Here is an 18,231-nt window from a genome sequence, read left to right on the forward strand (position 1 = left end):
CTCAAAATCGGGAAAAACTTCCCGAATATCCGATGCTGCGTTCCTATAATTCCGTGACTTAGTGATGCTTTCGCCACGACTGTGTAGGGAAATCCCGATCGGGAAATAATCCTATCCGAGCAAGGATTGACCCACCCCCGAAAAGCTCATTTTCGTAGCTTGTGGCGGTTTTTGGGCTTTACCGCTGGGGATGTCCGCGTCCCGAACATTTGCCAGTGAAAGGCAAAGGGGGATGCGGGAACATGGGGGAATACGGGACATGAGGCGTCATCTTTTTGCGTCGGTAGCGGTCATCGCGTTGTTTGCGGTGTTCGATGGCGTCGCTTCTGCGCAGGCACAGGATGCGGGAGCGACCTCACAAGACCCGCCGGCTGCGGCGGATCAAGCGCCAGCTGCTGCGCAACAAGCGCCGGTCGACTCCGGGGGCAACCTCCCCGAAGTCAAGGTGATCCAGCAGCAGGCCAAACCGAAGCCGGTGAAGCAGGCTCAGAAGAAGCCGAAAGTTCAGCCGCAACCTGCGCCTCAGCCTGTGGTCGAAGCAGCGCCGCAAGCTCCGGTGGAAACGTCGACCTCCGAAGTTCCGCCGTCCAATGTGAAGATGTCGCCGTTCGGGGCGAGCTCAATTCCCGTCGAAAAGGTTCCTGCAGCCGTTTCGCAGGTCACGGCGACCGACTTCAAGCGCGATGAGACCGTCATTCCGCAGGAAGCGCTGCAAGCGCGCGTGCCGGGCATCATCGTCGGCGACCTTCAGGGCAACCAGTTCCAGACAAACGTTCAATACCGCGGCTTCGAAGCCTCGCCCGTCAACGGCGTCGCGCAGGGGCTTGCCGTCTATCAGAACGGCACCCGCATCAACGAAGCCTTCGGCGATACCGTGAACTGGGATTTCCTGCCGTCGAACGCCATCAACAACATCACGGTGATGAGCGGCAATCCGATCTTCGGTCTCAACGCGCTTGGCGGCGCGATCAATATCGAGATGAAGGACGGCTTCAACTATCAGGGCGCCGAAGTCGACACGCGCTTCGGTTCGTTCGGACGCAAGCAGGTTTCGACTCAGGCCGGTCAGCAGGTCGGCAACTTCGGGATCTACGGTGCGTTCGAAGCCATCAATGACGACGGCTTCCGCGATTTCTCCGACGCAGAAGTCCGGCGCGGATATTTGGATCTCGGCTTCAAGAACGCCTGGTCGGAATTTCACTTCAATTTCACCGGCGCGGACAACCATGTCGGCGTAACGGCAGCAGCTCCTGAAGAACTGCTTGCAGAACGCGGCTGGGATCGCACCTTCACGTCGCCGCAGACGTCGGATAATACGCTCCAGCTCTATCAGCTGAACGGTACGGTCAAGGCGACCGACACGCTGTCGATCTCCGGCAACGCCTACTACCGCAAGTTCAAACAGAAGCATGTCGACGGCAATATCGCCGAGGCTGAGGAGTGCGATAACGCGCCTGGTCTTCTGTGCATTGAAGACGGTTTGGCATTTGCCAATCCGGCAACTCCGGGCGTCAATCCGGATGGCACAATCAACTTCGATCCGACCGCTCACTACGGCTCGATTGATCGCACGAGCCAGGATGCCGATAGCTGGGGCATCGCTTTGCAGGCGACCGACAAGTCGCGCCTCTTTGGATATCGCAACCAGTTCACCGTCGGCACGAGCTACGATCATGGCCGCGTCGGTTACACTGCGAACAGCGAGCTTGGCATCTTCCAGCCGCGCTTCGTCGTCGGCGGGACTGGCATCAAATTCGTCGCGCCGCCGGATGATGACGATTGCCCGGTGCCTGTCGAGCCAGGAGAGGAATGTGGTTCGGACGATGTTACGCCGCGTAACCTTACGACGACCAACGACTACTTCGGCGCGTACTTCCTCAATACGACGGATCTGACGGATCGTCTGGCTCTGACGGTCGGCGGCCGCTTCAACTACGCGCAGATCAAGATCAAGAACAACACGGACAGTGAAGAACTCGAAGCGCTGAACGGCACCAACACGTACAACCGCTTCAATCCGATGGCTGGTTTGACCTATCAGCTTGCTCCGGGCCTCTCGCTCTATGGCGGCTACTCGGAGGCCAACCGTGCTCCGACGCCGGCCGAGATTGCGTGTTCCGATCCCGCGCTTCCGTGCATCATCGAAAGCTTCCTGACCGCCGACCCGCCGCTCAAGCAAGTCGTCTCACGGACGGTTGAACTCGGAATCCGTGGTGAGCAAGGACTCGGCTGGACCGGTGACCGCCTCAACTGGAGCCTCGGCGTTTTCCGCACGCTCAACACCGACGACATCCTGAGCGTCGCGGATGCCACATCGAATGGCCGCGGCTACTTCCTGAATGCCGGCGATACGCTGCGGCAGGGCGTCGAGGCGAGCGTCGAGTACCGGTCGCGCCGGCTCTATGCCTACGCCAACTACACTTATCTCGATGCGACATTCAGGGACTCGATCCAGTTGTCGTCGCCTGACAATCCGCATGCGGTGGTATGCGATGGCGCCGAGGATCCTCTGGACGATGACGCACCGCATTGCGTCAACGTGCGTCCCGGCGATACCCTGCCGGGCACGCCGCGGCATCGCTTCAAGGTCGGCTTCGACTATTGGCTGACACAGAAGTGGAAGTTCGGTTCGGACCTCGTTGCTCTGAGCAGCCAGTTCTTCACCGGCGACGAAGGCAACCAGGATAGCCCGCTGCCGGGGTTTGCGAGACTTAATCTCCATACCTCGTACGATATAACGGATAACATCCAGATCTACGGCCTGTTCGAGAACGTCTTCGATCGCCGCTACGGACTCTATGGCACCTACTACAACGCCGAGCTTGCCAATGTGGGCGGCGCTGCAGACACCCCGCCGATCGAGTTCGAAGAGCCGGACGAGGGTGGGCGTCAACGCTCGATTACACCTGCCATACCGTTCGCTGCCTACGGCGGCGTGAAGGTGAAGTTCTAAACCTCTCGAGCTTCTTCCCGTGCTGAGGAAACGGCGGACTTCGGTCCGCCGTTTTCTTTTTTGGGGGTGGTTAGAGGGTGTGGCTCGTCAAGTTTCCGCCGAGCTTATTGCGGTGGAGCTGCATGTGTCATAATGCGGGCTCAGTCCTATTGTGGCGTTCCCCATCGTTTCAGCCGGCAAGAAGATTTCAGCATGTCCAGCACCGACCTCGCGAGCGTGGGAGATCATTTCATCGTCGGATTGCGTCCGACGACGTCGCTCGATCCTGCAGATCGCGCGCTGCTTCGCGATCTGAAGCCGGCGGGGGTCATTCTCTATAAAAGCAATTTCTGCCACGACCTGCCTTATGAGGCGTGGCTCGCCAACCACGCCAAGCTCGTCAGTGACGTTCGGGAAGTGACCGGACGGGAGCGTCTGTTCATCGCCATCGATCATGAAGGCGGCCGGGTTTGCCGGACGCCTGCGCCGATCACGAGGTACACGTATGCGCGTGCCTGGGGCGAAGACGCGGGCGCGGTCGGTGCCGCGATGGGAGCCGAACTCGCGTCGTTGGGCATCAATCTCAGTTTCGCACCCGTCCTCGACGTCGACAGCAATCCGAAAAATCCGGTGATCGGAGCGCGGTCGTTCGATACGACCGTCGAAGGCGTAATTGCAAAGGCGCTTACCTTCGCCAAGGCGATGGAAGGCCAAGGCGTGCGCGCGTGCGGCAAGCATTTTCCTGGTCACGGCGATACGCAGGTCGATTCGCATCTCGAGCTGCCGGTGATCGACGCCACTGTCGATGAACTTCGTCGACGAGAGTTGCAGCCCTTCGCGGCGGCGATCGATGCGGGCATCGGCATGATCATGACATCGCACATTCTGTTCCGGGCCATCGATCCGGATTGGCCGGCGACCTTGTCGCGCAAGATCACGCACGGCCTGTTGCGCGAGGAGATGGGTTTCGACGGCGTCATCGTGTCGGACGATGTCAGCATGCGCGCCGTCAGCCGTCTGTTCGACAATCCCGACATGGCCGTCAATTTCATGGCGGCCGGTAATGACATGCTCATGATCTGCGCGCACTGGGGAGATACGGAGCGTGCGCGGCCGTTGGCGGAACGCGTGATAGACGCGCGCCGCTCCGGAGCGCTCAGTAGCGCGGATCTCGATCGTTCGAAAGCGCGCGTCGATCGGATGCTCGCGACGACGTCGCAGAATTCCGTCGCTCGTCTTTCTGAGGATGTTCTTCGCGCTCACGCAAAAGCGGGCGCGTTATTTTCGGATGCGACTGTGGAAGTCATCTAGAGCGCGCCGCTGCCTGCGCGGTTGTGCAAATTCGCTCGTTTTTATGCGCTAATTCGACGACGTGGGTGCGGACGGGAGATTTCCTTCTGCCGATATATTTCTTGCGCTCAGCGGTCAATTTCGACATAGCGAGCTGGGGTTTCGAAGTCAGCCATTGTCTTGGCAGAGGAAGAAATGACAGCAGAAAAGAAAGACGTTCTTCAACCGGTCGATGATACCGCGCGACGGCTCGGCAAAACGCTGATCCGCACGGCGCGGCAGGCGGCGTTAGGAACAATCGATCCCGTCGATGGCTCTCCGTTCGTGTCGCGCGTCAGTCTCGCGACGGCGATGGACGGCTCTCCGGTCTTTCTCATCTCCCGCTTGTCCGGGCATTTCAACAATCTGGAAAAAGATGGACGCTGCTCGCTGCTGGTCGGCGAACCGGGCAAGGGCGATCCGCTTGCGCACGCGCGCATCACGCTGATCGGTACGGCGGCAATCGTGCCGGCGGGAAGCGAGCGCGATAACATTCGCCGGCGCTATCTCAGCCGCCATCCGAAGTCTTCGCTCTATGCGGATTTCCCGGATTTTGCGTTCTGGAAGTTCAAGATTGTGCGCGCGTCGCTCAACGGCGGCTTCGGCAAGGCGTTCGCGCCGAAGGTCAGCGATCTTACGACGCCGCTTGAAGGCGTCGAGGGTCTCGCAGACATGGAGGAAGGCGCGGTCTCGCATATGAATTCCGATCATGCGGATGCCGTCGAGAAGTATGCCAAGCAGGTGGGTGCGAAGAATTCCGGATGGAAGCTCGCGGCTCTCGATCCGGAGGGACTCGATCTCACGTCTGGGGACGACGTCGCGCGTTTGTGGTTCGACGCGCCGTTGCAGTCGGCACAGGATCTGAGACCGGTTCTGGTTGCGCTCGCGAAGAAGGCGTGAGACGCGTCGGCCGCGTGTTCGGCGTTGGCGGGATACTGCCGGCGCTCGCACGACTTTCGGGGGCGGGAGCGCCGTCGCGTTTGCGTGCAACTTTATAATATGCCCACCAGAGGTGCGCGGCGACGCCTCTGAATGGCCGCCAGTCTTCCGCCAAGGGATTCATTTCCTTGGCGGTCGGACGCGATGGGAGATCAAGCCCGATGCGCATGGCTTCCTGCACGGCAAGGTCTCCCACGGGCCAAGCATCGCCGTGTCCAAGGCAGAATAAGAGATAGATATCGGCCGTCCACGGTCCGACGCCATGCAGCGACGTCAGGATGCGGTGGGCTTCGTCGGCATCGGCATCAGCGAGCGCGTCGAGGTCGAGCCGCTTGTCCGCGATCTCCTGCGCGATGTGCTTGAGCGTTTTGATTTTCGCCGCCGACAATCCGAGGCGGGCAAGCCGGTCGGCGCGTGAACGAAGCAACGCGTCGTGATGGAACGGATCAAACGCGATTTCGAGGCGCGACCAGATCGCGGACGCGCTTGCGATCGAGAGCTGTTGACCGACGACGATTGCCGCCAGCCCAGGCAGTCCCGCGGGCCGGCGCCTGAGTTGAGGCATGCCGGCCTGCGCAATGATCGGTCGAAGCCTCGGATCACGCCGCGCGAGTTTTTTCACGGCGTGTTCGAGATCGTCTTGCGTATCGAGGCGGTAAATCGCGTTATTTTGCACGAAGCGTGCCTCGCCCTTACTTGAATGGGTCGCTGATCATTCTCGCTGATGCCGCGAGGTCAGCGAATATCCTGCACTTGATCAAGATAAGCGCCGTAGCCTTGCGCTTCCATATCATCGCGATGAACGAAGCGAAGTGAGGCCGAGTTGATGCAATAGCGAAGCCCGCCTTTGTCGCGAGGACCGTCGGGAAACACGTGGCCGAGGTGGCTGTCGCCGTGCTTCGAGCGGACTTCGGTCCGCACCATGCCGTGGGTCGCGTCGTGCTTTTCGTTGATGTTCGCCGTGACGATGGGCTTGGTGAAGCTCGGCCAGCCGCAGCCGGATTCGTATTTGTCGGACGATGCGAACAGTGGTTCGCCCGATACGACATCGACGTAAATGCCTGGCTCCTTGTTGTACAAATACTCGCCCGTGCCGGGGCGCTCGGTGCCGCTCTCCTGCGTCACGCGATATTGCTCCGGCGAAAGACGGGCGATGGCATCCTTGTCTTTCGTGTACTTCATTCTGCGTTCCTCCAGTGTCGCTGCCGTCCCGGGGAGTTTTTCGATGCGGCGGGCGCCCTTGTTACATGGCCCGCTAATGGCGCGATGACGCAATTGCGGGCGAGGGCTAGGCACGATTTCAAGCCAGCATAACCGCCAACGGGCTTATTTGAAAATCGAGGTCAGCGAGAACGAGGATGCGACGACGATCGGGGGATTTTCCGCAACCTGCGGATAGGGCTCGTCGACGTAGACGCTGAGGCCGGTGGCGCGCGCGTTCTTGATCAGCGAGGCGACGTAAGCCCAGCCGTTGGGTTCGAAGCCGAGGCAGGCTTCCGACATCTCACCCTTCAGGCGTTCGTGGATTGCGATATTGCCGCGCGCAAGGATGGCTGACGTCTGCTGCGGCGTATACTGTTCCTTGCCCCAGAGCTTCTTGAGGTAAACGCCGACGACATAGCGCTTGATCGTCGGCCCCCAGGTGACGCGCTGATCCTTGTTCGCCGAGAACGTGTATTCGCCGGGCGGCAACGGCCCGACGGCACGCGTCGCAAGGCAGTCAGGGTCGGGATTGTTTCTGCAGACTTCGCGGCCGGAGATGGCCCAGGCGATCGTCTGGCCGCGCGCGCCGCCTTCGGTGATGACGAACAGGCGGCCGGTTTTAATCGTATAGCCCAAGCGGAAGTTTCCGACCGCGGCCGGGACTTCATGCACGACGTCCTGGAACGGATTGCAGATCTCGCCGCCGGTCAGCTTTCGAGGATAACCCTTGTGCTGGATCGTGACGTAGTCGACGCCTTCGGCGCAGTCCCACTGCGGCAGAACTTTCTTGCTCGCGAGGCTGATGGCGCGTGCGGGCGGTATCGGCGGCGGCGCAGGTGTTGTTTTGGCTTTCGGCGTCGCCGCGACTTTCGGTTCCCAGGCACCGGGCGGAAGCGCTGCTTCCGTCGGCGGAGGCTGTGCCATGCGCGGCATATTCCGGATTTGCTCGCATTCGGCTGACAGCTTCGGCGGCTGAATCTGTTTCGCGGCGAGTTTTCTTGCCGACGCTCCGCTCGCGCCGTGCTCGATGTAAGCTTTGACGAGGGCGTGCTGGACCTCGATCTGCTCGTCGGAAAGCTCGAAAATGCAATTCTCGTAGATCTGGTCGCCGACCTTGCCGAAAAAGTCTGCGATCTGGCCAGCTGCTTCGGCGGGATTCGGGGGCTGCTGGGCGCGTCCGGGCGATGCCGTCAGCAGCATTCCAGCGGCGGCGAGAACGAGCAGTCTCGACAGAGATGTGTTTGGCTTGTCGATCACGTGGTTCCGCCCGGCCCGATTCACTCGCTAGTCATAGCGCATGAGTCTGGGCAAGAGCGAGGCGCGGTTGCTTTCAAATTTGAATTGAAACTCAATCCGTTATCTCTGCCGGCGAGAAAAATCCTGCGGCGGAGGACCAGATTCAGCCGGTCTCGTCTTTTTCCGCTCTGCTGTTTCCGAGATAATGGTCGAGCTGTTTGAAAAGGACCGCGAACTGCGTGCTCGCGCCTTTGCAGTAGGGGCATTCCGCGATGTGGCCCTCGAGGTCCTGCAACTCTTCTTTCGAAAGCGTGCGCTCGCGAGATTCGCTGACGAGCCAGGTTGAGTCCTTGCAGGTGATCGGGTTCGTCATCGTCAATCTCGCTGCCAATTCAAGTCGAGGCAAAGCCGCAACTGCATCCGCGCCCTGTACAGCAGAATGCGCAGGTTGCCCTGGGAGATCCCGAGTTCCCGGCAAATTTCAGGCGGATCGAGTTCGAGCCATTCGCGCATCAGAAACGCGCGAGATGTTCGGGCCGGAAGGCGCGTCATGCACACTTCAAGGACTTTGAAGAATGCATCGCGCTCCGCGACGGTGTGAGGGTTCGTCCAGACGTCCTTGGTGTCGATCCAGCAACCACTGTCATCGAACAACGTGTCGAAGGTGCGCGAATTGTCGTCGTCGATGACGGCATGTTCGGCGGGGAGCCCGCTGTCTCGCCGCCGCGACTTGGACTGATCACGCATGACGTCGAGAATCTTGAAGCGCAGGATGGAGAACAGCCACGTTCGCAGCGTCGAGCGGCGTTCGAAACTGTCGGCTTTCTCGATGGCCGCGAGCAGCGTTTCCTGCGTTGCGTCCTCGGCCGCCGCTGCGTTCTTCAGCTGCGTCAGCGCCATCCGATAGAGCAGCGGCCTGTATTCGGCGGCTTCCTCGGCGATCGTTTTGCGAAGGCGGGTGTCCATGTCGATAAAATTCGTCCGAACAGGGCGTAACGTCCGGATGTTCTCGCCCGACTAATCAGCAAACCAAACGCAAATCTACGTGACACGGCTGGCGATCCGCAGTCGCGACCGGTGGACGTGTGCGCGGGGTGGTTTCGTTCGAATGCGTCGTTCCAACGGGAGATCGGTTATGAAGGAAGCTGCTATTCCGCTGCTGATTGCCGCCGCGATTTCATTGCTCGCCATCAATGCCAAGGCCGAGGAGGTGCCACCCGAAGCAATGGTCGATGCCGTCAACGGCGTATTCGGCGTGCACCAGGGTGCGCGCGCCGTTCACGCCAAGGGAACGGTTCTGACCGGAACGTTCGCTGCCTCGCCCGAAGCCGCCGCGCTCACGACTGCGCCACATCTGCAGGCGGGGTCGACTGTGCCGGTCACGGTGCGATTCTCGAATTTCGCCGGTATACCGACGATTGCGGATAACGATGGGTTGGCCAGTCCGCGCGGACTGGCGTTGAAGTTCAAGCTCGCGGATGGTTCGGAGACAGACATCGTCGCGCATTCGTTCAACGGCTTTCCCGTCGCGACTACCGGTGAGTTCCGCCAGCTTCTCATCGCGCTTGGGACGAGCAAGCCCGATACGCCAAAGCCGACGCCGCTCGATACGTTCCTTGGCGATCACCCGATTGCCAAGACGTTCCTGACTGCCGCGAAGCCCAATCCGGTGAGCTTCGCCAGCCTGCCGTACTATGCGGTGAACGCCTTCAAGCTCACGAACAAGGACGGCAAGGCGGCGTTCGTCCGCTACCAAATCGTGCCGGCTGGGGGAGAGCACTATCTAAGCGACGCGGACGCGAAGGCGGCGGCCGCTTCCTACCTCAGTGACGAAATCAAAAAGCGCGTCGGCGAAGGTCCGGTGGCGTTCACGCTCGTCGCGCAGATCGCGGATGCCGGTGACAAGGTCGACGATCCGTCGATCGCATGGCCCGCAGATCGCAAGACGGTCCCGCTTGGGACGATCACGCTGACGAAAAGCGCGGGTGACGATGCGGCAAACAAAGAACTCGTGTTCATGCCGAATGCGGTTCCGGCCGGGATAGAGGCTGCCGATCCGATGATTGCGGATCGCGGGGCCGTGTATGCGGCGTCCTTCGCGCGCAGAAATCCTTGAGCCGACGAGAAGGCGGGAGGCTACAGCGCCGAAGGTAGCGCCCGCACCGTGGAGAGAGGCACGGGCTACGTTGCCTCTCTCCATTTTTCTGGACTTCGCGGAAGACGGCCGCGAGGGAGATCTGCCGCTGGCACGGCCCGGCCGCTTTCTTTGCGGGAGCGAAGTTCCAGGCACGAAACTGGCCCAAAGCTGCATGTCTTGGTGGGGTGGACGGCGCCTGCGGGCTCGTAAGCCGGTTCCGCTTGCGGAGGCCTCTGTTGGCTGAAATATTCCGGCAGCCGAATCGTAATCCGCCAGACATCATCGGGTGAGCCTTTGACCGGATCAAAGAACGTCTCGACGCGCCGCGTCCTGTTTGCAAGCCTTGCGGGTACGACGATCGAGTTCTTTGATTTCTACATTTACGCGACGGCGGCGGTTCTTGTTTTTCCGCAGTTGTTCTTTCCGAGCGCCGACGCGACGACTGCGACGCTGCAATCCTTCGCGACGTTTTCGATTGCATTTTTCGCGCGTCCCGTCGGCGCCATGCTGTTCGGGCATTTCGGCGATCGCGTCGGACGCAAGGCGACTCTGGTAGCGGCGCTGCTGACGATGGGCATCGCGACGATCATGATCGGCATCCTGCCGACGTATGAGACCGCAGGCGTCTGGGCTCCGTTGCTGCTCGCGCTATGCCGCTTCTTTCAAGGTCTCGGGCTCGGCGGCGAGTGGGGCGGTGCGGTGCTGCTCGCGACCGAGAACGCGCCACAAGGGAAGAAGGCGTGGTTCGGCATGTTTCCGCAGCTCGGCGCGCCCATCGGCTTTCTTTGCTCGACGGGCGTGTTTCTTGCGATCACCGAACTGCTGACCGATCAGCAATTCCTTTCGTTCGGATGGCGCATACCGTTCATCGCCAGCGCCGTTCTGGTTTTTGTCGGGCTTTATGTGCGTCTGCGGATTTCTGAAACGCCGGCATTTCAGAAAGCGATCGAGAAGAACGAGCGCGTGCGTGTGCCTTTGGCGACGGTATTTTCGCGGCACTTCGGGCTGCTGATCCTTGGGACGTTCGGAGCTTTGGCGACGTTCGTTCTCTTCTATCTGATGACGGTTTTTGCCTTGAGCTGGGGGATCAGCAACCTCGGTTATACGCGGCAGCAGTTCCTGCCCATTCAGATGATCGGCGTGATCTTCTTCGGACTGACTATTCCGCTGTCGGCGTGGCTCGCAGACAAGGTCGGCCGTCAGACGGTTCTGCTGTGGGCGACGGCGCTCATCGGCATCTTCGGGCTCCTGTTCGAACCGCTTTTCGGCGGCGGGAGCGTGGCGAGCGTCGTTGGCTTCATGGTTCTCGGTCTAGCGCTGATGGGCTTTACGTACGGCCCGCTCGGCACGGCGCTTTCGGAGCCGTTCCCTGTCGGCGTGCGCTATACGGGGGCGTCGCTGGCGTTCAATCTCGCCGGGATATTCGGAGCTTCGCTGGCTCCCTACGTTGCGACGACGCTCGCGACGAAGTTCGGCATTCAGGCCGTGGGCTTCTATCTGACGGCGGCGTCGATCATCACGTTCCTGGCTCTGTGGGGAATCAGCCGGCATTCGCACGGCGTCCAGACGGCGACTTTGGCCTCGCAGGAGCAGGCTGGCTGATCGTCAGCAGGCGGTCTATCTGCAATTTGCCCGTTCAGTTGCGAACGCGGTTTTGCAGACGCCACATGCCCTTGGCCTATCTGCCTGTGACCATAGTCGACCAATTGCTAAGTTCGCTCGCGAATTCAATTATATCGTGCCGGTGTTTATAAAATTCGCTTTATAGCGCACCGCAAAGCCTTCTCGCAGACGCAAAATCATTTCTTAGCCAGAAAGTTTTTTTACTTGCGCTCGTGCTCGCCACCATAATACTGCGACAGGTCGTCAGTACAGATCGCATGTGGTTCCTCATGTTGGGCACGCCAAAAGCACGTCACGTTCGCTGTGCTTTTTCGAGCGCACCAACGTCTGCGCGCGATCTGACGGCATCGGAATTCATCGCGGAACACGTCGAGGCTCCGTTGAGCCTGACCTCGACGCGTGCTCGTGGCGAATGGCCAGGGCGAGCGTATTCCTCCTCGATCGTCCTGGTCGATCTGCAAGTGAAGGGGGGTCGTTGTGTTCCACTAGTCCTCGCGGCGCACAAACAGCCTTTTTCCCACTGTGCGTCTAACTCGGCTGAGAGTGACCGCTCTCAGCCGTCTTTTTTCGAGATCGCAATCGCTGGCGCCGCACCGGATAGCAAACGCGCGCGCATTCCGAGCCAGTCAATCCTTCAGCAGAGACTGGGGCGCCATTGAACAGACGCTCATGTCTTTCCGGCTGGCTCAGAGCTGTCCAGCGATGTCGCGGCTACGTATGCGAGGCGGATTTTGCGTCCGTGCTTCACGACGACAGCGAGGCGCGTGCGGACGACGAGCACGCTTCCAGCCAAGATGCTGAGCCCGCGGATGAAGATCGCGCACGCGTTTGCGTCGGGCTGCCATGCGCGCTGGCCGGAGCGGAACAGTTTTGTCACTCTCTCGTCGAGTCCGGGCTCGTTCGAAGCGACGAGATCACGCGCGAGACGTGTCTGGCACAGTGCTGGCGCGCGCCGGCCATCGGCCGGGACGGACGCATCTACTCGGGCGCTTGCGAGACATCAGACTTCGGACCGGCCGAGTCGTTCGAGCAATATTGTGCGTCCGGCGGCTATGGGGTTCTGAAAAGCTGTCTGGCCAAGCGGCGCAGTCTCGAAAGCGTTCTCTGCGCGCTATCCTCGGCGGCGGTTCGCTTGTTCGAGAAGGCGGATGCGCCTTTTGGCGTGCGTATTCGCGAGCTTCGCGCTCGGTACTCAACGGTCAAAATCGTCATGCTCATTGACGAGCATGGACCTGGAGAAATGGCGCAATCCTTCTTCCTGGCGCAGTTTCCGCAACGGGTGCTTGAAGGCTTGCTGATCGTCGCGCATGCGCTTGGCGCGCCGGAGATCGTTCTTTGCTACAGCCGCAGGCACGAGAGTGCGTGCCGCAAATTCTATAAAGAATTTCTTTTCCTGAAGAATCGTGGACTTGGCGCGAATGTCCGCTTCACATTGATCGATGCCGAAAGCCAGTCGGAGCAGCAAAGTTTGCGGCAGATCTGTCTGACGTCGAACAGCGAGGAGCCGAGCGCGTCGGCGCTGATCGCCGATCCCGAGTTCGTCGCGTGGGTGCCTGAAATCGTCGCGACGGGTGATGCGCTCGACGGCGATGCCGCGAGCGGTCCGCAAACGCTCTATGCGTTGCTCGGGTGTGTTTCACGGCCTGGGATCTACAAGGCTCCGGTGTTCAGCACCGTTCACGAACTCATCGCGCTGGCTGGCGGCATCCGGGCAGGCGAGAGTTTGCATAGCTTTGTGCCTGGCGATTGGGATCGCGTTGCCCTGCCTGCGCATCACAGCAATCTTCGCGTCGATGCAGAAATTCTCGGACACACGGAACGAATGACTTTTCCTATCGTCTTTATTTCAAAAAGCGATAATCTGCAGCGCCAGACGGCGTTTCCAAGTTTCTCAAACTAGCCGCCGCTGCTCGCAACTGAACTCAGACACGGAAGGATTGTTCGATATGAGCGATGCGGACGACAAATCCTCCACCGCGGAAACGAACGAGAGTTTGTTGCAGAGCGCAACGGGCGGCCAAGTTGTGGTTCCTGAAGCGGAAAACGTCGAAGGGCCGATGAAGCCGATCGTCGTCATGCCGGTCGCGCATCAATATTCGGCTTGAGCGTTCAGGCTTCAGACATTCAGGGCGCAGATATGCTCGCCTAATGCGAGGCGCGTGACGTCCGCGACGTCGCGCGGGATCTGACCCAGCTCGCGAAAGCGCGCGACGACCGAGAGCTTTCGCGAGACGATCGGGCCGGGTAGCGGACAAGTTACCAAGCCTTCTCTGCCGAGCTGTGATTCCGAGATGCAGAGGGCGGTGGAGATCGCGAAGCCTTGGCCCGCAGAGACCATGGCCGCGACGGAATAAGGACTGTCATACTCAAAGGATTGCGCTGCCACGATGCCAAGGCGGCGCAAATGTCGTTCGATCTCAACGCCCGTTTGCGAGCGCGCGCTGAAGCGGATGAACGGCTTGGTTTCCGCGAGGCGCTTCAGATCGTCGATGGTCTGAACCATGCGCGTGCCTGCGGGCAGCAACAGGACGTAGGGCTCGCGTCCGATCTCCCAGCGTTCGAGGCCTGCCGTTTCTTCGAGATCGTCGACGCCCAAAAACAAGTCGAGCTTGCGCGTCAGCAATTCACTCGCATGGGCTGCGGTCAAACCCGAGAGGATGGCAACCTTGCCGGCGCGAGACTGCAAATATTCGGAGAGTTTTATCGTCAGGGCGCGATTGAGAGAGTCGACCAGTCCGACGCGAATGAACGTGACTTTTCCTTGCTTTGCATCTTGCAGCAAGGGTGAAATCTGATGTGCATCGGACAGCAGCGCCGTTGCGCGCTGACGCATCAACGAGCCGCTGAGAGTAAGCGCAAGCGGGCGGCACTTTCTGTCGAACAGATCCGTACCTGTGCGCTTCTCGAGCTCGGAAATCGTTTGTGACACGGCAGGCTGCGTCAGCCCAAGTTCGCTCGCAGCGGCGGCCATGCCTCCGGTTTCGCAGACGGCGAGAAATATCTCCAGCGAGCGAAGATCGAACGGCAATGTTCGGTGTTTAAGTTTCATGGCCTTCGCAAAATTCGTTAGTAAGTTTTCGGCGGCAGGTGCATGATCGGAATTGCGGTGCTTACGGACGATCCGATTTGTGCACGAGAGTGGTGGCGGCGATCTTGTCGTACGCTGACGCCTCGACCGATGGAGCGACCCGGGGAAAAGCTTGGCATCACCCGATGCTTCGACGGCTTTGACCCCAACTCATCTGCAATGATGCGTTCGGATTTCTTGGCTTCGATTTTCATGGGTCACCCGGAACAAAATCGTCTCGGATGCACATTGTCGTGACTATAAAGAAAAAAAGTTTCTTTGCAATTGACTCGCCTGCCGGCTGAAGATATTTTTTGCTGGTCGGGTACTCCCTTCTTCATTCCCGTACCCGATGTCCACGAACGGGTCGGCGCCCTCTGGGCGTCGGCCTTGTTTTTTTCCGGCGAAACGGAATCAGATCGCGCGGGTCTACGTGTTGCGCGCAGACGTTTTTTCCTCAGAGCGATCTCACTGCAGCTGCCGCCGCTGAACGGCGCTCAGGTTTGTGCTCGCAAGTTCTTCAAGCGAATCCGGCCCTACCTTCTTCGCTGCTCGGACGTGCAACGGATGGACTCGGCTGAGCTTTGCGCGTCTAATCACCAAGCTTGAGGGGAGTTCTGCATCCGGGGGGGCAACCGGAAGGACGGTTCCCATGTCAGCAAATCTGATCGCCAGTATCACCCAAGCTCTCAGCGCCAACATCGTTACACGCATCGCTTCGGGGCTAGGGCTCGACAGGTCACAAGCAGAAAAAGCTTTGCAGGCTGGTATTCCCGGCCTTCTCGCCGCTCTGGTGTCCTTGATTTCCAGGCCGGGTGGCGCATCGGCTCTCAACAGCGCGATCGCGCAGCAGCCGCCGGGTCTGCTTTCGAACCTGGGAAACGTGATTGGCAGTCCGACGCAGAATAATGTGGTTGAAGGCGGCGCGAGCCTGCTGAATTCGCTTCTTGGCGGTTCGACGTCATCGGCGCTTGCCAATGCCGTCAGCCAATACGTCGGCGTCGGCGGTGGCATCTCGAAAAGTCTGATGGGTTTGCTTGCGCCTGTCGTGTTGAGCGTGCTCGGTCAAGAGCAACGCGCGAGAGGGCTCGATGCCGATGGTCTCGCCGACCTCGTCGAGTCTCAAAAGGACAGCATTGCGCGGGCTATCCCTTCAGGCTTTTCGAAATATCTCCAAGGTACGGGTATTCTCGACGGCGTGATGGGTGATGAGCGCGCCGCCACAGCGGCGGACCCCGCCTCGCGGCCGCAATACACGACGCCGACGGAGAGATACAGCGATCAGTCGCGCGAAGCGTCGTCGCCGTGGCGCTGGGCACTTCCGGCGCTTGCAGTGCTGGCATTGCTCGGCATCGCCTGGAGCCTGCGGACAGGCTCGGGTCCGGACGTGACTGCAGTCGCGCCGCCGCCGGCGACGGAAACTCCCGCACGGACAGAGGCCAATTCGAACTCGCCGTCGAACACCGGGACGAGCACGGGTGCTGCGGGCACGGACATCATGCCGACGCCATTCCAGGCGCTCGACAGTATTCGCGGAGTCAAGGTCGGAGATACGGACTTCGGTGCGCAGATCGCAAACGCAGTCGACGGTATGCGTTCGTCGCTTTCGAGCATCAAAGACGAGGCGTCGGCGCAAGCAGTTGCTCAGCCTCTTGCAAAATCGGCCGATGAATTTTCACGACTGAAAAAGATGCTCGATCAGCTTTCGCCAGACGTTCGTAAAACGGTCGTCAATGCGATCGCCGCGACGCGGCCGATGCTCGATCAGATGTTCGATAAGGCGCTCGCGATCCCGGGCGTCAGCGCGCTCATCAAGCCGACCGTCGACAGCGTACGAGCCGAATTCGATACGTTGTCCGCGGCTTGATTGCACAAAGAAATCGGCCGGGCGCTGCCGCGTTTTTGGCAGTGCCCGGCCGATCGATAGATGGGCCTTAGATAACGCCGAGAGATTCCATCGCTTCCGCAACGCGGACGAAGCTCGCGATGTTGGCTCCGAGGACGTAGTCGCCTGGCGCGCCGTATTCCTTGGCGGTTTCGGCGCAGCTGTCGTGGATGTCACGCATGATGATGGCGAGACGAGCTTCCGTCTGCTCGAACGTCCAGCTGTCGCGTGATGCGTTCTGCTGCATTTCGAGTGCGGACGTTGCGACGCCGCCAGCGTTTGCCGCTTTGCCGGGAGCGAAGAGCACGCCAGCCTGCTGGAAGATGTGTACCGCTTCCGGCGTGCAAGGCATGTTGGCGCCTTCACCGACTGCGATAACACCGTTGTTGACGAGAGCCTGCGCGTCCTTGCCGGTCAGTTCGTTCTGCGTCGCCGACGGCATTGCGACATCGCACGGGACATCCCAGATCGATCCGCCTTCGATATAACGGACCGGTGCGCCCTTGATCTTGGCGTAGTCGGAAATGCGGCCGCGCTTGACTTCCTTGATCTCCTTGACGAGGGCGAGATCGATGCCGTTTTCGTCGACGACATAGCCGTTCGAGTCGGAGCACGCCACGACCTTGCCGCCGAATTCGGCGACCTTCTCGATGGCGTAGATCGCAACATTTCCCGATCCCGATACGACGACGCGGCGACCTTCGAACGCCTGCTTTTTCGTGGCGAGCATGCTCTGCACGAAATAGGTCGTGCCGTAGCCGGTCGCTTCGGTGCGTGCGCGAGAGCCGCCATATGTCAAACCTTTGCCCGTCAGGACGCCGGCTTCGTAGCGATTGGTGAGGCGCTTGTACTGACCGAACATGAAGCCGATCTCGCGGCCGCCGACGCCGATGTCACCGGCGGGAACGTCGGTATATTCGCCGAGGTGGCGATGAAGCTCGGTCATGAAGGACTGGCAGAAGCGCATGATTTCGCCATCGGAACGGCCGCGCGGATTGAAGTCCGATCCGCCTTTACCGCCGCCAATCGGCATTCCGGTGAGCGCGTTCTTGAACGTCTGCTCGAAACCGAGGAACTTGATGATGCCGACGTTGACCGACGGGTGGAAGCGCAGACCGCCCTTGTAGGGGCCGAGCGCCGAGTTGAACTGCACCCGGAAACCACGATTGATGCGCACGTGTCCGGAGTCATCAACCCACGGAACGCGAAAGATAATCTGTCGCTCCGGCTCACACAGGCGCTCGATCAGAGCATGATTGTTGGCATATCGGGGATGTTTGGCGACGACGCGGCCGAGACTTCCAAGGACTTCCCTGACGGCTTGATGGAATTCTTCTTCGCCGGCATTCCTGCGGAGCACTTCCGCGAGGATTGGCGCCAGCTTTTCATCAATGTTGACCACTGTTTATGCATTCCGATTTGAGTTTGAAGCGTAGCGGTCCTAGCCCAATTACTGGGCAATGTGAACAATTTGTTATCATTCGCAGAGGCGCAAATTGGCGCCTCTGCGTGTTTCGAAGGCATAAGAAACTGAGAGTTTCAATTGGTACGGCGGAGGTCCGCCGTTCCGTCGTCGTCTATCGAGACCTCGTCGTACCGCCGGTTTCGGACTTCGATTGTCTGATATTAAGCGGCGCGTGCATGCGAGGTTCGGTCCGAGCGCGAGATGTGTGCAGCGCATTACGCCGCGTCGCGTTTTGGCTTTTTGTATACTAAAAATGTATAGTATAGGATTTAAGGATGCTTGCGGGTGTTGCTCGCGTGCGCTTTGCGCGCAATGTCATCTCGCCCAGTTTCAAAAGGTGGTGTTTCGTACGTTACGGCGCGAGGAAATTTTCACCGGAGGCTGCACCGTGCTGGGCGCCGGTGCGCTAAACAAC

At 60.0% G+C, this 18,231-nt stretch carries 15 protein-coding genes; 8 read left to right on the forward strand and 7 right to left on the reverse strand.

Annotated features, from left to right (window positions below):
• Positions 1-259 precede the first annotated feature (259 nt).
• The 3 genes from HDEN_RS02540 to HDEN_RS02550 all read left to right on the forward strand — a co-directional run bounded on the left by HDEN_RS02540 (position 260) and on the right by HDEN_RS02550 (position 5,161).
• The gene (locus tag HDEN_RS02540; protein ID WP_013214557.1) at positions 260-2,953 is read left to right on the forward strand and encodes a TonB-dependent receptor; all 2,694 of its coding nucleotides are present in this window, start codon (positions 260-262) and stop codon (positions 2,951-2,953) included.
• Between the two features lie 192 nt (positions 2,954-3,145).
• Positions 3,146-4,243: a beta-N-acetylhexosaminidase gene (gene nagZ, locus HDEN_RS02545; RefSeq protein WP_013214558.1), complete on the forward strand. Its 1,098-nt coding sequence runs from the start codon at positions 3,146-3,148 to the stop codon at positions 4,241-4,243.
• A 174-nt stretch (positions 4,244-4,417) separates the two neighbouring features.
• Positions 4,418-5,161 (forward strand): HugZ family pyridoxamine 5'-phosphate oxidase, encoded by a 744-nt coding sequence (locus tag HDEN_RS02550; RefSeq protein ID WP_013214559.1) that lies wholly within the window; start codon positions 4,418-4,420, stop codon positions 5,159-5,161.
• Here the strand turns inward: HDEN_RS02550 and HDEN_RS02555 are convergent.
• From HDEN_RS02555 to HDEN_RS02575, 5 genes are all read right to left on the reverse strand, one after another.
• Positions 5,061-5,876, reverse strand: a complete 816-nt coding sequence (locus tag HDEN_RS02555; RefSeq protein WP_013214560.1) for a DNA-3-methyladenine glycosylase family protein — start codon at positions 5,874-5,876, stop codon at positions 5,061-5,063. The two genes, HDEN_RS02550 and HDEN_RS02555, sit on opposite strands and share 101 nt — an antisense overlap.
• Positions 5,877-5,935: 59 nt before the next feature.
• Positions 5,936-6,382: a peptide-methionine (R)-S-oxide reductase MsrB gene (gene msrB, locus HDEN_RS02560; protein ID WP_013214561.1), complete on the reverse strand. Its 447-nt coding sequence runs from the start codon at positions 6,380-6,382 to the stop codon at positions 5,936-5,938.
• 144 nt (positions 6,383-6,526) lie between these two features.
• Complete coding sequence (locus tag HDEN_RS02565; RefSeq protein ID WP_013214562.1) at positions 6,527-7,660, reverse strand: DUF2778 domain-containing protein; 1,134 nt, start codon at positions 7,658-7,660, stop codon at positions 6,527-6,529.
• A gap of 142 nt (positions 7,661-7,802) precedes the next feature.
• Positions 7,803-8,012 carry a zf-HC2 domain-containing protein gene (locus HDEN_RS02570; RefSeq protein WP_013214563.1) on the reverse strand — a complete coding sequence of 70 codons (210 nt, stop codon included), beginning with the start codon at positions 8,010-8,012 and terminating at the stop codon, positions 7,803-7,805.
• 2 nt (positions 8,013-8,014) lie between these two features.
• Positions 8,015-8,605: a sigma-70 family RNA polymerase sigma factor gene (locus HDEN_RS02575; protein ID WP_013214564.1), complete on the reverse strand. Its 591-nt coding sequence runs from the start codon at positions 8,603-8,605 to the stop codon at positions 8,015-8,017.
• Between the two features lie 169 nt (positions 8,606-8,774).
• On the opposite strand from HDEN_RS02575, the gene HDEN_RS02580 reads away from it, so the two are divergent.
• From HDEN_RS02580 to HDEN_RS18260, 4 genes are all read left to right on the forward strand, one after another.
• Entirely contained in the window at positions 8,775-9,755 is a 981-nt protein-coding gene (locus HDEN_RS02580; protein ID WP_013214565.1) for a catalase family peroxidase, read from the forward strand.
• 315 nt (positions 9,756-10,070) lie between these two features.
• Positions 10,071-11,378 (forward strand): MFS transporter, encoded by a 1,308-nt coding sequence (locus HDEN_RS02585; protein WP_013214566.1) that lies wholly within the window; start codon positions 10,071-10,073, stop codon positions 11,376-11,378.
• A gap of 760 nt (positions 11,379-12,138) precedes the next feature.
• Positions 12,139-13,299 (forward strand): SLBB domain-containing protein, encoded by a 1,161-nt coding sequence (locus HDEN_RS02590; RefSeq protein WP_013214567.1) that lies wholly within the window; start codon positions 12,139-12,141, stop codon positions 13,297-13,299.
• A gap of 46 nt (positions 13,300-13,345) precedes the next feature.
• Positions 13,346-13,504, forward strand: a complete 159-nt coding sequence (locus tag HDEN_RS18260) for a hypothetical protein (protein WP_013214568.1) — start codon at positions 13,346-13,348, stop codon at positions 13,502-13,504.
• 11 nt (positions 13,505-13,515) lie between these two features.
• On the opposite strand, the gene HDEN_RS02595 is transcribed toward HDEN_RS18260, so the two are convergent.
• The gene (locus tag HDEN_RS02595) at positions 13,516-14,448 is read right to left on the reverse strand and encodes a LysR family transcriptional regulator (protein WP_013214569.1); all 933 of its coding nucleotides are present in this window, start codon (positions 14,446-14,448) and stop codon (positions 13,516-13,518) included.
• Positions 14,449-15,118: 670 nt separating this feature from the next.
• Here HDEN_RS02595 and HDEN_RS02605 point away from each other — a divergent pair.
• Complete coding sequence (locus HDEN_RS02605) at positions 15,119-16,333, forward strand: DUF937 domain-containing protein (protein WP_013214570.1); 1,215 nt, start codon at positions 15,119-15,121, stop codon at positions 16,331-16,333.
• Positions 16,334-16,400: 67 nt separating this feature from the next.
• On the opposite strand, the gene gdhA is transcribed toward HDEN_RS02605, so the two are convergent.
• Entirely contained in the window at positions 16,401-17,753 is a 1,353-nt protein-coding gene (gdhA, locus tag HDEN_RS02610; RefSeq protein ID WP_013214571.1) for an NADP-specific glutamate dehydrogenase, read from the reverse strand.
• Positions 17,754-18,231: the final 478 nt, after the last annotated feature.

The sequence above is a fragment of the Hyphomicrobium denitrificans ATCC 51888 genome (assembly GCF_000143145.1).
In the GTDB taxonomy this organism is placed as follows: domain Bacteria; phylum Pseudomonadota; class Alphaproteobacteria; order Rhizobiales; family Hyphomicrobiaceae; genus Hyphomicrobium_B; species Hyphomicrobium_B denitrificans.

What these genes read in the sequence shown, in the direction of transcription:
- HDEN_RS02540 (WP_013214557.1), top strand. Translation starts at nt 260, where the DNA reads ATGAGGCGTCATCTTTTTGCGTCGGTAGCGGTCATCGCGTTGTTTGCG.
- nagZ (WP_013214558.1), top strand. Translation starts at nt 3,146, where the DNA reads ATGTCCAGCACCGACCTCGCGAGCGTGGGAGATCATTTCATCGTCGGA.
- HDEN_RS02550 (WP_013214559.1), top strand. Translation starts at nt 4,418, where the DNA reads ATGACAGCAGAAAAGAAAGACGTTCTTCAACCGGTCGATGATACCGCG.
- msrB (WP_013214561.1), bottom strand. Translation starts at nt 6,382, where the DNA reads ATGAAGTACACGAAAGACAAGGATGCCATCGCCCGTCTTTCGCCGGAG.
- HDEN_RS02570 (WP_013214563.1), bottom strand. Translation starts at nt 8,012, where the DNA reads ATGACGAACCCGATCACCTGCAAGGACTCAACCTGGCTCGTCAGCGAA.
- HDEN_RS02575 (WP_013214564.1), bottom strand. Translation starts at nt 8,605, where the DNA reads ATGGACACCCGCCTTCGCAAAACGATCGCCGAGGAAGCCGCCGAATAC.
- HDEN_RS02580 (WP_013214565.1), top strand. Translation starts at nt 8,775, where the DNA reads ATGAAGGAAGCTGCTATTCCGCTGCTGATTGCCGCCGCGATTTCATTG.
- HDEN_RS18260 (WP_013214568.1), top strand. Translation starts at nt 13,346, where the DNA reads ATGAGCGATGCGGACGACAAATCCTCCACCGCGGAAACGAACGAGAGT.
- HDEN_RS02595 (WP_013214569.1), bottom strand. Translation starts at nt 14,448, where the DNA reads ATGAAACTTAAACACCGAACATTGCCGTTCGATCTTCGCTCGCTGGAG.
- HDEN_RS02605 (WP_013214570.1), top strand. Translation starts at nt 15,119, where the DNA reads ATGTCAGCAAATCTGATCGCCAGTATCACCCAAGCTCTCAGCGCCAAC.